The organism is Paraburkholderia sediminicola (assembly GCF_046026855.1).
In the GTDB taxonomy this organism is placed as follows: Bacteria; Pseudomonadota; Gammaproteobacteria; order Burkholderiales; family Burkholderiaceae; genus Paraburkholderia; species Paraburkholderia sediminicola_A.
This window is the reverse complement of sequence record NZ_JAQQET010000003.1, coordinates 204,403-220,122: the sequence shown is the minus strand read 5'-3', so window position 1 is coordinate 220,122 and position 15,720 is coordinate 204,403. Positions and strand designations below refer to the sequence as shown.

14 protein-coding genes and 1 pseudogene are annotated in these 15,720 nt (G+C 61.1%); 11 read left to right on the top strand and 4 right to left on the bottom strand.

Annotated features, from left to right (window positions below; all coding sequences use genetic code 11):
• Positions 1 to 94: 94 nt before the first annotated feature.
• The 3 genes from PQR40_RS04935 to PQR40_RS04925 all read left to right on the top strand — a co-directional run bounded on the left by PQR40_RS04935 (position 95) and on the right by PQR40_RS04925 (position 4,192).
• Positions 95 to 1,675, top strand: coding sequence for a DUF3138 family protein (locus PQR40_RS04935; protein ID WP_408508537.1), 1,581 nt, complete (start codon positions 95 to 97; stop codon positions 1,673 to 1,675).
• A gap of 8 nt (positions 1,676 to 1,683) precedes the next feature.
• Positions 1,684 to 3,333, top strand: a complete 1,650-nt coding sequence (locus PQR40_RS04930) for an amidohydrolase (protein ID WP_408508536.1) — start codon at positions 1,684 to 1,686, stop codon at positions 3,331 to 3,333.
• A gap of 478 nt (positions 3,334 to 3,811) precedes the next feature.
• Entirely contained in the window at positions 3,812 to 4,192 is a 381-nt protein-coding gene (locus tag PQR40_RS04925; protein ID WP_408228837.1) for a DUF5594 family protein, read from the top strand.
• Between the two features lie 125 nt (positions 4,193 to 4,317).
• On the opposite strand, the gene PQR40_RS04920 is transcribed toward PQR40_RS04925, so the two are convergent.
• Entirely contained in the window at positions 4,318 to 5,709 is a 1,392-nt protein-coding gene (locus PQR40_RS04920) for an aminotransferase-like domain-containing protein (RefSeq protein WP_408508535.1), read from the bottom strand.
• 351 nt (positions 5,710 to 6,060) lie between these two features.
• Here PQR40_RS04920 and PQR40_RS04915 point away from each other — a divergent pair, with 351 nt between their 5' ends.
• The 8 genes and pseudogenes from PQR40_RS04915 to PQR40_RS04880 all read left to right on the top strand — a co-directional run bounded on the left by PQR40_RS04915 (position 6,061) and on the right by PQR40_RS04880 (position 12,045).
• Positions 6,061 to 6,543 (top strand): MSMEG_0572/Sll0783 family nitrogen starvation response protein, encoded by a 483-nt coding sequence (locus PQR40_RS04915; RefSeq protein ID WP_408228843.1) that lies wholly within the window; start codon positions 6,061 to 6,063, stop codon positions 6,541 to 6,543.
• A gap of 19 nt (positions 6,544 to 6,562) precedes the next feature.
• Positions 6,563 to 7,597, top strand: a complete 1,035-nt coding sequence (locus PQR40_RS04910) for a Nit6803 family nitrilase (protein WP_408333702.1) — start codon at positions 6,563 to 6,565, stop codon at positions 7,595 to 7,597.
• Positions 7,590 to 8,660: an MSMEG_0568 family radical SAM protein gene (locus PQR40_RS04905; protein WP_408508565.1), complete on the top strand. Its 1,071-nt coding sequence runs from the start codon at positions 7,590 to 7,592 to the stop codon at positions 8,658 to 8,660. Before PQR40_RS04910 ends, PQR40_RS04905 begins: the two co-directional genes overlap by 8 nt.
• 2 nt (positions 8,661 to 8,662) lie before the next feature.
• On the top strand, positions 8,663 to 9,262 hold the full coding sequence (locus PQR40_RS04900) for an MSMEG_0567/Sll0786 family nitrogen starvation N-acetyltransferase (RefSeq protein WP_408228846.1): 600 nt from the start codon (positions 8,663 to 8,665) through the stop codon (positions 9,260 to 9,262).
• Positions 9,259 to 10,242, top strand: a complete 984-nt coding sequence (locus PQR40_RS04895) for a sll0787 family AIR synthase-like protein (RefSeq protein ID WP_408228848.1) — start codon at positions 9,259 to 9,261, stop codon at positions 10,240 to 10,242. The genes PQR40_RS04900 and PQR40_RS04895 overlap by 4 nt, the downstream gene beginning before the upstream one ends.
• A pseudogene (locus PQR40_RS04890) lies at positions 10,239 to 10,406 on the top strand (MSMEG_0565 family glycosyltransferase); the annotation flags it as partial. The gene PQR40_RS04895 and the pseudogene PQR40_RS04890, both read left to right, overlap by 4 nt.
• Positions 10,407 to 10,445: 39 nt before the next feature.
• On the top strand, positions 10,446 to 10,730 hold the full coding sequence (locus PQR40_RS04885; protein WP_408229014.1) for an MSMEG_0570 family nitrogen starvation response protein: 285 nt from the start codon (positions 10,446 to 10,448) through the stop codon (positions 10,728 to 10,730).
• Positions 10,731 to 10,755: 25 nt separating this feature from the next.
• Positions 10,756 to 12,045: an MSMEG_0569 family flavin-dependent oxidoreductase gene (locus PQR40_RS04880; protein ID WP_408228850.1), complete on the top strand. Its 1,290-nt coding sequence runs from the start codon at positions 10,756 to 10,758 to the stop codon at positions 12,043 to 12,045.
• Positions 12,046 to 12,141: 96 nt separating this feature from the next.
• Here PQR40_RS04880 and PQR40_RS04875 read toward each other — a convergent pair whose 3' ends face one another.
• The 3 genes from PQR40_RS04875 to PQR40_RS04865 all read right to left on the bottom strand — a co-directional run bounded on the left by PQR40_RS04875 (position 12,142) and on the right by PQR40_RS04865 (position 15,714).
• Entirely contained in the window at positions 12,142 to 14,253 is a 2,112-nt protein-coding gene (locus tag PQR40_RS04875; RefSeq protein WP_408228853.1) for a phosphocholine-specific phospholipase C, read from the bottom strand.
• Positions 14,254 to 14,334: 81 nt separating this feature from the next.
• Complete coding sequence (locus PQR40_RS04870; protein ID WP_408228856.1) at positions 14,335 to 14,661, bottom strand: hypothetical protein; 327 nt, start codon at positions 14,659 to 14,661, stop codon at positions 14,335 to 14,337.
• Between the two features lie 222 nt (positions 14,662 to 14,883).
• The gene (locus tag PQR40_RS04865) at positions 14,884 to 15,714 is read right to left on the bottom strand and encodes an alpha/beta fold hydrolase (protein ID WP_408508534.1); all 831 of its coding nucleotides are present in this window, start codon (positions 15,712 to 15,714) and stop codon (positions 14,884 to 14,886) included.
• Between the last annotated feature and the right edge of the window lie 6 nt (positions 15,715 to 15,720).

Below are 15,720 nucleotides of genomic sequence, written 5' to 3'. Positions count from 1 at the left end.
TCCCGCAACCCCACGCTCATACAACAAGCACGCTTTCTGCCGCCGCGTCTCGCGACGCGGTGCGGATCAACTCGTCCCTTCGATATCTTCCATCATGAAACTGAAAGTCATTGTTCTGGTGAGCACGCTCGCGTTCCAGTTGACTGCCCTTGCTGCACAGACGGACGCTTCTGCACATCCGTCCGTTGCCGCGCAACTTGATGCATTGCAGGCGCAAATCACTTCGCTGCAAGCGGAGATTCATAGCCTGCAGGCTCAGGCCAAGGTTAAGGCAACGCCGCAGATAGCCGCGGCCGCATCTGCACCGGTGTCTGCCACAGCCGCTGCTTCTGTTTCCGCTTCTGCTTTTGCTTCGGCACAGGACTCCGCAGCATTGGCGCGTGATTTCCAGTCGATGCACGAGCAGGTCAACAATCTCACGCTGAAAACGGACTCGCTTGAAGATGCGGCCACCACCGGCCCGCTCGCCGGCCTGAGCGTAACCGGCTATATCGACCCGCTGTACCTGTACAACCGCGCGCAGCGTTCAGGTGGCTTCCAGTTCCTGAATCATGACCCGGGCGTCTACGACTACTTCGAAAGTCAGATTGGCGATGTCTATCTCGACATCAAGAAGACCTTCGGTGTCGGGCCGCTCGCGCCGGCGGCGGAGATCGTGATCCAGCCCAATCGCGGTGTGGGTTCGACCTTGAGCAGCGGGCACGGCAGCGTCGGCAACAACATTCTGACGCAGGCCGATGTGACGGTGCCGCTGAACTCGCTGACCACTTTCACGGCGGGTCTGTTGCAAAGCCCGATCGGCTATGAGCCATTGCCGTCGAATCAGATGCTGACCCTGACGCACAACCTGCTGTACGACTTCAGCGAACCGGCAGGCATGGTTGGCATCGGCCTGAAGGGGAACAACGCGATCTTCACGCATTTCTGGCAGGTGTACATCGCGAACGAACAGTTGCGCACCGCGGGGGCGATCGTCAAAGGTCCCAACAACACCTCGCAGAGCAACTGGGTGCCGTCGCTCTCTGCGCGCTTCGACGATGCATTGTCGACCGCGCTCGACATTGGCGTGGCCGGCATGTTCGGCCGCTCGACACTGTTCTCGCCGTGCGCGAATCCGGGCGGCTATGGTTACCAATGCAACGCATCGACGCCCTTCGGCATGATGCGCTACGTCGAAACCGATCTGACTTACACGCGCGACAAGCTGCAACTGAACGCGCAACTCGACTACGGCGAACAGCAGAAGGGCGCTTACGACGGCGGCACCGCGCGCTGGTACGGCATTTCATTGCAGGGCCACAAGAAGTGGACTTCCACGTGGCTCGGCCATATGGGCGCGACGCTGCGCTTCGACTACCTGAACGACACGGCCAATGGCGGCGGCGCGCCAAACATTCTGTATGGACTCTCGGGCGGTAATCCTTCGGTGAATGCGACGAGCGGCTTCGGCATCGACCCTGCGTGCTTCTCCGTCTCGACGCGCAATGGCACCGAGTGCAAAGGCGCGACGCACTACGACATCACGGCCGACCTGCTGTTTTTTCCGACCCAGCAGATCACGCTCAAGTTCGAGTACCGGCACGACCAGGCCAACCATCCGGTGTTCCTGATGAACGACGGTACCTATTCATGTGCCAACGACATTCTGGCGACCCAATTCATCTATTCATTCTGACGACTATCATGGCTAACTTCTCACACGATGCCGCACGCGACGCGCTGCGCTACCGCAACTGCACCTTCGTCAACGGTGCGATCTACACCGGTGGCCCGACGCCGGCCTTTGCAGAATGTCTTGCCGTGCGCGACGGTTTGATCGCATACGTCGGCCGTCGCGCGGGTTTGCCGGAGGCGCTTCACCAGGCAGAGCAAATCGATTTGCGTGGGCGCATGATCGCGCCGGGCTTTACGGATTCGCACGCGCATCCTGTCGAAGGATTCCAACTGACGTGTGACGGCGATCTTGGCGACGCGCACTCATTCGACGCAATTGCCCACCAGGTCCGCGAATGCGCCGCTCTGCATCCGCAGCGAAGCTGGGTGATGGCGGGCAACGTTGCACTCGAAGCGCTCGGCGAGCAGCTCAACCGCGCGGCGTTAGACACGATGGTGCGTGACCGTCCGTTGCTGCTGATTGGCCATGACGTGCATTCCGGCTGCCTGAACACAGCCGCATTACGCGCCCTCGGCGTGAGCGCAACGACCCTGGACCCCGAGGGCGGCATTTACGAACGCGACGAGCACGGCGAGCCCACGGGTGTCGTGCATGAAGCCGCGCTATACGGACTGTTTCGCCATCTCCCGCAAATGGGCGCAGACGAATCCGCGCTGGCGTTGCAGAAGGCGCAACGCCAGGCCCATGAAAATGGCATTACGGGGTGGTTCGAAGCGATGGTGGGGCAACGCCTTGTGGATGCCTACGTGCGTGCACGGGACAACGGCGAACTGAAGGCAAACGTGAGCCTGGGGTTGCTGGTGTCGCCGAATATGTCGCTGGCGCCGCAGATTGCCAAGCTGATCGACTGGCGCCATCAGTACGACGGCGGCCGCGTACGTTTGCACACGGCCAAGATCTTTATCGACGGCGTGCTCGAAAGCCACACAGGCGCATTGCTGGACAACTACGAAGACGCCGACCATAACGGCGCTGCGCATTGGGATCCCGCGCAACTGCGCGAGGCTGTATTTGCCGCTGACGCTGCCGGCTTCGACCTACATTTCCACACGATCGGCGACCGCGCGGTACGAATGGCATTGGACGCACTTGAGGCGCTGAACCACGAACGCGGCCGCCGCGACCGCCGAGCGCAACTGGCGCACGTACAACTGATCGACCCACAGGACGTACCGCGTTTCGCCGAGATCGGTGCCATCGCATCGATTCAGGCCGTCTGGGGCAGTGTCGCACCGGATCTGCAGGATCTGTACACGCAACTGCTGGGAGAACGGCGAATGAGCCGCCACTATGCGTTTGGCGATTTGCAGCGCAACGGTGCGATGTTATCGGGCGGTTCCGACTGGCCGGTATCGACACAAAACCCGCTGGTGGCAATAGAAACCGCGTTGCGCCGTGCGAGGCCTGGCGATATCGACGACACGCCGTTCCTTGCGGAGCAAAGCGTCGATCTCGCAACGATGATGCAGGCGTACACGCACAATTCCGCGTACAGCTTGCGTTTCGACGACCAGGCGGGCCAACTGAGCGTGGGCCGTCCGGCATCGCTCGCGGTACTGAGTGACGACGTACGCGAGGTGGCGTCACATCGGATAGCGGAGGTGGCGACGACGATGACGTTGTTCGAGGGCGAGACGGTATACGGCAAACTTGATTAATTGAGGCGAGTTAGAAAAGGGAGGGCAAGCGGAGAATTACGCACCCGCCCACGCACCCCGCAGGTTTCCGTGGCACACCCATCCGCGACGCACGCAGTGCGGAGTGGGCGCTGATGAGCCCTTTGTCACCACGGCCGAATGTGCGAGGGCACGGATTCCAGATGCACCACTACCGTGGCTGCGCGAGGGACTCGCTTAAGAATTAGCGGTGTGAGCCGCTTTCTCTTGCTTACTTCTCTTTGCGGCGGCAAAGAGAAGTAAGTGCCTGCCCCGCACAGGGGCGACGCTAATAAACCAATAAGAATTCAAGGAAAGGCCAAAGGCCAAAGGCCAAAGAAGCCAGATCAAGGAAAGCCCAACGCCACAGGCAACAAGGCCACTACAGTCACACGGCAAACACACAAAAAGTACGCAACAGTCGCGAGTCCCCCCGCATGCTACGATACTTTGCTCGTTGTGAAGAACGTCGGAGACATAGATGCGTCCAGAGAGTGCCGTCCGTTTCGATGAACAGTTTGCGCCTCGCATCGCCGAGGCGATCGCCGCATGTTTTGCCACCACTGTGCATACCGAAGTACTGCCTTACGGCGGACATGGGCGTCCCACGCGCGTGCGAATTCACGCAGCACCGATCGAGGGCCTCAGCCACTACGCGCATCCCTTGAATCTGTTTCTGACCTGGGATAACGACGAGATCGAACGATTGATGGGCGCGGAAGGGCCGACGCGCTTCGCCGGCTATCTGGCTGCGCTGCCGCGCAAGCTCGAAGCCTGGCGCCATGTGCGCGAACTGGATTTTCTCTCGCACACACAGGCTGAGCCGGTGGTATTGATCGGCGGGCTCGATTTCGGGTCTTAGAACGCCGCCGTGCCGATCCGGAAGAAACTCACGCTTTGCACCAGACTCGATGCCTTGCTCTGCACCGCATTCATATGACAATAATGGTCGGCGCAACGCATCTATGCCGAAGCAGGCGGACGATTTCACATCACCGGAGAATGCAGGTGATGCGGATGGTCGAGTGTCTCGCCCACAATACGCAGCGCCTCTTCGCATTCGTCGCGCGTCTTCGAGCCGCCGAGACACACGCGCATGGCGTTCGGCGGATTGCCGTCGGTAGAAAACGCCGCGCCTGCAACCGCGGCGATGCCCTGATTGCGCAGTTGCAACGCGAGTTCCGATGCACTCCAGCCACTCTCGACCGGCACCGGCAACCACAAATGAAAACCATCCGGATGGGCTTCGTAAGACCACGCTTCGAGCATGCGCAAGGCAATCGCCTGGCGCGCGCGGGATTCATTGCGAATCGCGTTGAGCATGTCGAGCGCGGTGCCGTCGACGATCCATTGCGTCGCGAGCATGACCGTGAACGGACTCGCCATCACCGTGGTCGCGCGCAATGCGCCAGCGAGGCGCTGTGTTTGCCTTGCAGTCGGTGCGTGCAGATGCGCGACCCGCAAACCGGCACCGAGGCTCTTCGATAAACCCGTCACGTAGTAGGTCAGTTCGGGTGCGAAGCTCGCGAGCGCATCGGGCGCATTCTGCGGCAGCATCGCGTAGGCGTCGTCTTCGATGATCGGGACGTTGTAGCGCAACGCAACGTCTGCGAGGGCCTCGCGCCGTTTGTGCGTGAGCGTCAGCGTGCTCGGGTTCTGCAGCGTCGGATTGCAATAGAACGCGCTCGGCTTGTCGGTCTTGCAAAGCGCTTCGAATGCGTGAGCGAGCGGACCTTCGTCGTCGCGCGGCAGGGCTTGCAGACGCACGCCGAGTTGCGCGGCGATCGCCTTGATGCCGGGGTAGGTGAGCGTGTCGAGGCAGATCGTGCCGCCGGGCCGTGCCAACTGCGAGACGAGCGCCACCAGCGCGCTATGAATGCCAGGGCACACCAGCACGTTCTGCGCGTCGCAATGCGGCACGCGCCGCTTAAGCCATTCTGCGCCCGCGTCCTTGTCGGCGGCCGAACCGCCGAAGTCCTGATAACGGAGTAACTGGTAAGGATCGCAGCCGGTCATCAGGCGCGTGGCCGAGTCGCGCAAATGCGCGGCGTAGTCGGGCGGCTCGGGTGGCGTGTTCATCGACATCTCGATGCTGGTGCCGCCGGCCAGCGGCAAGGTCGCGGTGCGGCCGCGCACGAAGGTGCCGCTGCCGGCGCGCGAATCGAGCAAACCGCGCTTTCGCGCTTCCGCATACGCGCGTGCCACCGTTGTGTAGTTCAGTGCGAGTTCCCGGGCGAGATCGCGCAGCCCAGGCAGGCGGTCGCGCGGACGCAGACGGCCGGTGGCGAGATCTTCTTCAATCAGTTCGGGAATCGCGAGGTAGGCCGGTTTGCGGATATCGGCGAGACGTTTGATCCAGTGGTGTGTCGGGCTGCTCATCGTCTTGGGCTTCGGGTGAAGGTCATTAAAGTTGATCGGATGCTGAGGCACTCAATGATCGGATTGATCGCCAGTGGTGAATGAGTGCACCACGCCGACACGTCTCTGCCGGCAAACCGCACCCTGCTGGTGCGATATCGAGGCGCTGAGTGCGAATGCTCGTGACGCCCCGGCTGCATGCAACCTTCGCGCCAAAAGAATTTTCGAGTCGCATGTCGAATCGAGCCGGAATTGATTGCTGATTGATTGCATTTGTGTGGCCGATCAATGGCACGGGCGTTGCATTAGGAGAAGCGCGCACAGATTGAACGCGCGTCATCTTTTACTTAGCAAACCTGATCGGAGAGTGTCATGCCAGCCGTCAACAAACCGCTGCATCAGAAAGGCGATTACCTTGTCGACTACGAAGAGAAAGTCTTCGAAGACGTAAAAGCGGAACCGGGCGAGAAGGCGCTCGTCACGTTTCACACGGTTGCGTTCGAAGGCTCGATCGGTTTCGTCAACTTGCTTCAGGCCACCCGTCTGCAACGCAAGGGTTTCGAGACGTCAGTACTGCTGTATGGGCCGGGTGTCACGCTTGGTCTGCAACGCGGCTTTCCAACCCTCGGCGACGAAGCGTTCCCCGGTCACCTGAACTTCAACAAGCAACTGATGAAATTCATGGAAGAGGGCGGCAAGGTGTACGCCTGCCGCTTCGCACTGCAAGCCTTGTATGGACACGGCGAAGCGTCGCTGATCGAAGGCATCCGCCCGGTCAGTCCGCTCGACGTGCTCGATATCCAGCTGCTTCATCGCAAGGACAACGCGTTGATCATCCACACGTGGACGGTTTGACGAGAGGCGGGTGACCACTATGTCCGACAAGCGCATCGTGCGTGCCGCGGCAGTCCAGATCGCACCGGACTTCGAACGGAGCGGCGGCACCCTCGAGAAGGTATGCGAGGCCATCGAGAAGGCGGCACGCGAAGGCGTGCAACTGATCGTGTTCCCCGAAACCTTCGTGCCGTACTACCCATACTTTTCTTTCGTGCGGCCGCCGGTTGCATCCGGCGCCGATCACATGAAGCTCTATGAGGAAGCCGTGATCGTGCCGGGACCGGTGACGCAAGCGGTGGCTGAGCGGGCGCGTTTGCATAGGATGGTGGTGGTGTTAGGCGTCAACGAGCGCGACCACGGCAGCCTCTACAACACGCAACTGATCTTCGACGCGGACGGCCAACTGGTGCTCAAGCGCCGCAAGATCACGCCGACGTTTCACGAACGGATGATCTGGGGCCAAGGCGACGCGGCTGGTTTGAAAGTCGCTCAAACCGCAGTGGCGCGTGTCGGTGCGCTCGCTTGCTGGGAGCACTACAACCCCCTCGCGCGCTACGCATTGATGACGCAGCATGAAGAGATTCATTGCAGCCAGTTTCCCGGTTCGCTGGTGGGGCCGATCTTCGCCGACCAGATCGAGGTGACCATCCGGCATCACGCGCTGGAGTCGGGCTGCTTTGTGGTCAATGCAACGGGCTGGCTTACCGAAGCGCAGATCGCGTCGGTCACGCCGGATACGAATCTGCAGAAAGCGCTGCGCGGCGGCTGCAATACCGCGATCGTGTCGCCCGAAGGGCAGCACCTGGCCCAGCCGCTGCGTGAAGGCGAGGGCATGGTAATCGCCGATCTCGACATGACGTTGATCACCAAACGCAAACGCATGATGGATTCGGTCGGCCACTACGCGCGGCCTGAATTGCTCAGCCTTGCGATCAACCGGCGGCCGGCGGAAACCGTCGCACCGATGGCGGTGTGGTCCAGTGCTTCGGGTACTGGTTTCGATTCAGACGAGGGATGGCGCGATGAACTCCAGCGAGACACTGTCGGCAGCGAGCCGGCAATTGATGACTGAATTGCAGTCGGCCGGTTTGCGGCTCGTGTCTCCGGATGCGGGCGCCGCGAGCCGGCGCGGCGGCGCAGGCCCATCGGACCACAAAGCCGTAACGGTGGACGGTGTGACGATCATGGTGCCGGTGCATACGAGCACCGCATGGCACTCGCCGTTCGTCGCGCAGACGCCGGACGCGAACGGTTCGAGCGCGTTGTTGCGGGGCACGATTCCGATTGCCAATATCAGCTTTCCGAAAGCACCGCGTTTTTACGGCATGCAAACGCTCGACGGTGTGCCGTACTCGCACATCGCCACGCTGCATAGTGCGGACGTGCTGGCCACGACGGTGCTGCAAACCTGCATCCGCTACGAGAGCCGTCGCAAGAGTTGCAAGTTCTGCGCAATCGGGCAGTCGCTCGCGGCAGGCCGCACGATCGCCCGCAAAACGCCGGAACAATTGGCCGAAGTGGCGCGTGCAGCGGTGTTGCTCGACGGCGTCAAGCACATGGTGCTGACCACCGGCACGCCGCCCACGCCTGATCGTGGCGCGCGGATTCTGTGCGAGAGCGCGTTCGCCATCAAGGCGGCGGTGGATCTGCCGATTCAGGCGCAATGCGAGCCGCCTGACGACGATCGCTGGTTCGCGCGCATGAAGGCGAGCGGCATCGATACGCTCGGCATGCATCTCGAAGTGGTGGCGCCCGCATTGCGCGAACGCATCATGCCGGGCAAAGCGGGCGTGCCGATGTCGCGTTACATGGAGGCGTTCAAGGCCGCGGTTGCCGTATTCGGGCGCGGCCAGGTCAGCACGTACATACTCGCCGGTCTCGGCGATAGTGCCGAAACGATTCTGACCGTGTCGCGTGAACTGATCGAACTCGGCGTCTACCCGTTCGTGGTGCCGTTCGTGCCGATCAGCGGCACGCCGCTCGAAGATCATCCGGCGCCCACTCCCGAATTCATGAAGTCGATCCTGCAGCCGCTCGGTGGCATGCTCAACGCCGCCGCGATGCGTTCGAGCGATATCAAGGCGGGATGCGGCAAATGCGGCGCGTGTTCATCGCTGTCATCGTACGAGGAGTGATCATGTTCGGGGAAGCGATTGCAGGCGAGGCACTGGATGGCGACGTTGTTTTTGCACCGTATACGCCGAGCGAATTCCGTATCAAATGGACCACCCTGGATTGGGAAGCCGACGAAGCGTACAAGTTGAGGCGCGCAGTGTTCTGCATTGAGCAGGGCATTTTTGTCGGCGATGATCGCGACGATATCGATCGACACGCGCAGCAACTGGTGGCAGTCAGTTGCGTGGCCGGCATGCCGGAGCAGGTGGTCGGCACTGTGCGGATTCATCGCGATGAGGGCAACGTGTGGTTCGGTTCGCGACTCGCCGTGCATGCGGCGTTTCGCCGTCACGGCAAGATCGGCGCTACGCTGATTCGTCTCGCGGTGAGCAGCGCCCATGCGCTCGGCTGCGAGACTTTTTTCGCGCATGTGCAGAGCCAGAACGTGCCGCTCTTTTGCGCGATGCATTGGGACGTGCTTGCTGAAGAAACGCTATTGGGGCGGCCTCATCATCTGATGCAGGCGCAGCTGGATTGGTATCCGCCATGCGTGACACCGTATGGCGGCTTTGTGACTCACACGCAGCCACATGGCCTTCAGTCCGCACGGAGAGCCGCATGAACGTGGCCGATCTCGTTGCCAGCTTGCGCGAAAGCCGCGGGTTTCGGCACAAGACTGATATCGCCGATGTGGTCAGCTCGCTCGCACGGCATCTGCCTGGCGGTGCGCAGGATCTCGCACAGGCCGTCGCACTTGGCGACGACTGCGCGGCACTCGCCGATGGCGATGGCTATCTACTGTTCGCAATCGAAGGCATGGTCAGCGATTTCGTGAGCGCGATGCCGTGGTTCGCCGGCTATAGCAGTGTGATGGTCAACGTCAGCGACATCTACGCGATGGGTGGTCGGCCACTTGCGGTGGTTGATGCACTGTGGAGTGAGGGCATTGGCGCGGCCGGGGACATGCTTGCAGGCATGGCTGCGGCCTCTGTCGCTTATGGCGTACCGATCGTCGGCGGTCATACGAATACGCGCAGCAATGCAGCGCAACTGGCGGTGTCGATTGTGGGGCGAGCTAAGACGCTGCTTTCGAGTTTCAACGCGAAACCGGGTGACCGGCTGATGATGGCTGTCGATTTGCGCGGCCGGTTTGAGGAACCTTATCCGTTCTGGAATGCATCGGTGGACGCGCCGTCTGGACGTCTTGGAGCGGATCTGGAACTGCTGCCGAAATTGGCAGAAGGTGGCCTGTGCGACGCGGCGAAAGACATCAGCATGGCCGGCACGCTCGGCACGGCGCTGATGTTGCTCGAATGCTCGCGGGTGGGCGCGCGGATCGATATCGATCGTATTCCGAAGCCTGCAGATGTTCCGTTGGAGCGCTGGGTCACAGCGTTTCCGAGTTTCGGCTTTCTGCTATCGGTGCGGGAAGAACAGGTGGAAGCCGTGCAGGCGCAGTTTGACTCGCGTTCGCTCGCGTGCGCGGTGATTGGTTCGGTCGATGCAACGCGTGAAGTGGTTTTGCGTCAGCACGAAGAGACTGCGGTGTTGTGGGATTTCAATCGCGAGCCGTTCATGATCGCGAAGGACGGCCCGCGGTGAACAGGTTGCGTAGCGCATTGCTGACGCATTCGGTCAACCCGCGCGGTGGCGTGACGCATACGCTCGAACTGGCGACGGCGTTGACTGCGCTCGGCCATGATGTGACGGCCTTTGCACCGGCCGTGCCGGGCGGAATGCTGCTTTACTTGCCGCTTCCTTGCAAAGCGCACGCCGCCTATTCATTGATTGATAGAGGATTTGCGATGCCTGTCATGCACTTTCGGATTCAGTGGCCCGATGGCGACGAAGCGAACTGTTATTCGCCGTCGCTCGTCATCGGCGATTTTTTCAAGCCTGGAGAGACCTATGCGCTGGACGATTTCGTCGAACGTTCACGGCGAGCGTTAGGTATCGCGTCGGAACGCGTACGCGATAAATACGGCTTTGCCTGCTCTGCGGCGATGGACCAGCTTGCACAGATCGAGCGCGATGCTGAGCGCTTTCGCGATCACCCAGAGGCGACCGTCAAGGTTCTCGAATTCATCTAGACACTTATTTTGCAGAGGACGCATCATGTCGAATCCAACACATCATGCGCGTGCCGATGGGCATTACAGTGTGCTCATCGTCGGCGGCGGGCAGGCGGGCCTATCGGTCAGCTATTTCCTCAAGCAGGCGGGTATCGACCATCTGGTCGTGGAAAAGAACACAATCACGCATACGTGGCGCCAGCAACGTTGGGACGCCTTCTGTCTCGTGACGCCGAACTGGCAATGTGCATTGCCAGGCTATCCATACCGGGGCGACGATCCGCACGGGTTCATGAAGAAAGACGAGATCATCGACTATCTCGACGGCTTCATCGCACACGTCGATGCGCCGGTGATCGAGCATGCGGAAGTGAGGCGCGTTAAGCAACACAACGATGGGGTCTATACGATCGCGACCACCCAAGGCGATTTCACGGCGGAGCAGGTCGTGGTGGCTTCGGGCGGCTATCACACGCCTATCGTGCCGCGTCTCGCCGAGCGCTTGCCCGCAGGCATCGTGCAGTTGCAGTCGTCGGCTTATCGGAATCCACAGGCCTTGCCTGAAGGCGCGGTCATGGTGGTCGGCACGGGGCAATCCGGCGCGCAGATCGCGGAGGACTTGCATCTGGCGGGGCGCAAGGTGGTTCTCGCGGTTGGCGAGGCACCGCGCTGCGCGCGCTTCTATCGGGGCCGTGATGTGGTCGATTGGCTCGCGGACATGCAGTACTACGACATGCCGGTCGAAAAGCATCCCCTACGCGAAGGCGTACGCGACAACACCAATCACTATGTGACCGGCCGGGACGGCGGCCGCGACATCGACCTGCGCAAGTTCGCTGCTGAAGGCATGGAGTTGTACGGCAGGCTCGACGATCTGCGCGACGGGCAATTCCATTTCGCGCCGACGCTCGCTGTCAATCTCGACGCTGCGGACGATACGTATAACCGGATCAATGCGAGCATCGACGGCTTCATTGAAAAGCATGGCATCGACGCACCCGCGGGCGAGGTCTACGAACCCCTCTGGCGGCCGGCCGAAGAACGTACCACGCTCGATCTGGAGGCTAGCGGTATTTCGGCAATTATCTGGTGCATCGGCTTCACGCCGGACTTCAGCTGGCTCGACGCGCCCGTGTTCAATGGCCGAGGATATCCGGCGCATACGCGCGGCATTACACCGATCGATGGGTTGTATTTCGTCGGTCTGCCATGGCTGCACACGTGGGGTTCAGGACGCTTCTCCGGCGTCGCGCGCGATGCGGAGTTCGTTGTGCAAGCGATTCGCGAGAGGATGCGCGAGCGTGCGTCGTTGAGGGCGGCTGTAGCGGCTTGACACTACGGTTTAAGCGTCAAGATGCGAACGCATGAAAAAGCGGCCGTTGCTTTCCGTCGCAGCGGCCGCTTCTTTTGGTAAGGGCCTAGTGGAAACTTAGCTGCCGAGTGCCGGATCGCTCATGCTGCTCTTGCCGGTTTCCACGTGTCCGGCGAAGCGTCGCACGAACGACGGATCCGTGTCGACGGTAATTGCGAGGTCGTACCAGCCATAGGCGTTGCGCAGATCGAGGTATAGCTGTTCAGTGTCGCCACCGCGCACCGAATGTTTGACCACGTTGCTCGCATCATAGGCATTGACGATGGTGAACTGGCAATGTGCGCTGCCCACGTTCTCCAACCGCAATTGCAGGTTGCCGTTCGCGACGTCGTAGCCTTCGGCGACTTCCGGCCGCGCGATTTCGGAGCCGTGCCACCAGCTTCTCGCAACCGGCTTGCCCGCGAAGCGGCGCAGAAAACCGTTCGGGCCATAGACCGTGTAATCGTACGTACCGTCGACATTCAACGGCAACTGATCCTGCAGCCGCTTGCCGGCTTCGACCGTATACGTAAGCGGCGCGGCGAGACCATTCGCTGCATAGACGAGAAACACGGCACCCGTGCGGCCCGAATTGACGAAACGCATCGTCAGCTTGTTGGCCGAGCCTTCACCGTGCACGCGTACGAACAGCTCGTACGGCAGGGCGCGAGCCGGGCGTACGCCGGGTTCCTGCTTCGGCACCGCCTGCATGAGCGGCGGTAGCGGGACATAGTCCGGGTGGCGATTCTGGTCGGGCGGCACGTAGCCGCTCGTGCTCGGCAGCGTCGGGAACGCGTCGTTCGGGGTGCTGAAGTTGAACGCCGACATCAGATCGCCGCACACCGCGCGGCGCCACGGCGTGATGTTCGATTCGCCGAGGTTGTGCTGCTCGCCGAAGCGCTTTTCGATAAAGCGGATCACCGACGTATGGTCGAACAGCTCCGAGCACACGTAGCCGCCTTTCGACCACGGCGAGACCACCAGCATCGGCACGCGCGGGCCGAGTCCATACGGGCCAGCCGGCGTGCTACCGTTGCCCGCGTAGTTTTCATTGCTGGTGTCCACGGTCGACAAACCGTTCGCACTCGTCGCCGGGGCGAACGGCGGCGCCATGTGATCGAAGAAGCCGTCATTTTCGTCGTAATTGACCAGCAGCACGGTCTTGCTCCATACCTCCGGATTCGACGTGAGAATCTGCAAGACCTGATCGACGTACCACGCACCATAGTTGGACGGCCAGTTCGGGTGCTCGGAATACGCTTCCGGCGCGACGATCCACGAAACTTGCGGCAAGGCATTGTTCTGCACGTCGCGCTTGAGGATGTCGAAGTAACCGTCGCCATTGGCTGCGTTGGTGCCCGTGCGGGCGTTGTCGTACAGCGGGTTGCCCGGCTGCGCGTTGCGGTACTGGTTGAAGTAGAGCAGCGAGTTGTCGCCGTAGTTGCCGATATACGGGTTCTGCGTCCAGCCCCACGAGCCGCTTGCGTTGAGTCCGGTGCCGATGTCCTGATAGATCTTCCAGGTGATGCCCGCGTTCTGCAGCACTTCCGGATACGTGGACCAGCCGTAGCCGAGTTCCGAGTTGTCGATCACCGGGCCGCCGCCGTTGCCGTCATTGCCGACCCATCCGCTCCACATGTAGTAGCGGTTCGGGTCGGTCGGGCCCATCAGCGAGCAGTGGTACGCGTCGCAGATCGTGAACGCGTCGGCGAGTTGATAGTGGAACGGAATGTCGTCGCGTGTGAGGTAGGCCATCGTCGTGGTGCCCTTGGACGGCACCCATTGATCGTAGCGGCCGCCGTTCCATGCAGCGTGCGTGCTGGTCCAGTCGTGCGCGAGGTCCTGCAGGAATTGCAGACCGAGGTTCGGCGCGCTGGGGCGGAACGGCAACACATAACCGAGATCCGCGGCGAGCGGCTGATACCACACCGGCTTCCCGTTGGGCAGGTTGATCGCGCGCGTGTCGCCGAAACCGCGTACGCCCTTGAGCGTGCCGAAGTAGTGATCGAACGAGCGGTTTTCCTGCATCAGCACGATGATGTGCTCGACGTCGCGAATGCTGCCGGTCTTGTTGTTGGCGGGAATCGCGAGAGCGTTGCGAATGCCCAGCGGCAACATGCTCAACGCGGTGGCGGATCCGGCGGCGTGCGCGGCGGAGCGCAGAAATTCACGGCGATTTTTTGAAGTCATGGTTTTGGCTTTCGATCTTCATAAGAGGAACGAACCACGCGGCGCGCGAACATGAGCCGCGCATCGCGTGGGGCGCGGAACTCAATCTACGGTGTGGATGACGGGTGTGGCGAGCGGCGTCGATGCGGCAGCGGACTGAGCCATGTCGGCGCTTGATGCGGGCAGTGCTGGGGTTTGAATCGTGAGTGCGGGTGAGGCGGGTGGGGCGGAAGACGGGTTCGCTGACAAGACCTGTGAAGCGCCGCTGTCATCACCGGCACTATTGGTAGAACTCACTGCGTTCGTGTCCGGCGCTTTGTCGTCGTCGTTGCCGCAGGCGCCGAGCAATCCGCACAGCGACATGGCAATCAGTGCGCCTGCCAAACGTTTGCGATGTAAGGCAACAGTCGGCTTCGACACAACGGACATGGAATGCCTCCGGCACGGGGGAGTGAGCGCCAAGGCATTCGCGTGCCCGGGTCGACGATGCAGAAGAATAATCGCCGACCTGTGTAAGTTTTGTGAAGATACGGTGAGAAATAGTGAGGAATCTGCCGCCCTCGATCCTTAATCGTGGATCGCCACGATTTACCGGCTATGGAAAACGCGATAGCCGGTGCATACCGGCGGGAGAGCGTACCGCGATGATGTTCAACGCTGCCGCGAGATAAACGCCGCAATCGCCTCATTCAGCGCACCCGGCGCATCGCGATGCGGCGAGTGTCCGCACGCATCGAGTTTGACCAATTGCGCATGAGGCACGCGCTCGGCGATTGTATCGATCTGCGCCATCGTGCCGTAGTTATCGTCGTGGCCTTGCACCGCAAGCAGAGGTTGCTTGATGGCGGCCAGTTCACTAGCGATGTTCCATTCCCTGAACGCCGGATTCAACCAGATATCGTTCCAGCCATAAAACGCGGAATCGACGTCGGCGTGATAGCGACTGAGTTTGCTGCGCAGATCCGTGGTTTCGTAAAACGTTTTGGTCTGCGCGATGCTTTCCACCGAGATATCTTCGACGAATACGTGCGGTGCGATTGCTACCGCGCCGGCCAGTTCATTCGGATGCAGTGCCGCGTAAAGCAGCGTAATCGAGCCGCCGTCGCTATGGCCGATCAGCCACATGCGTCTGCGTTCCTGCATGCCGACATCGAGTGCGTCGAGCAAGGCGGGCAGGATATCGCGTGCTTGCTCCGTCATGAAATCGACCGGCCATTTGACGTTGTGCTCGCGCGGCGTGGAGAGTCCGTAACCGGGGCGTGAATAGACGAGGCCACGCATGCCGAGCCGCTCGCATAAGGATTGCGGCCAGTCGCGCCACATCGCAATAGAACCGAGTCCTTCGTGCAGGAAGACGGCGATGGGTGCATTGACCGCCACTTCATTCACCCAACGATATTCAATGCGCAACAGTCCATGCGATGCCGTGGCAGGCAACTCAGCGAAGTCGCTAACAATGGTTGAGCTTGCGGGGTTCTGCATGGATCA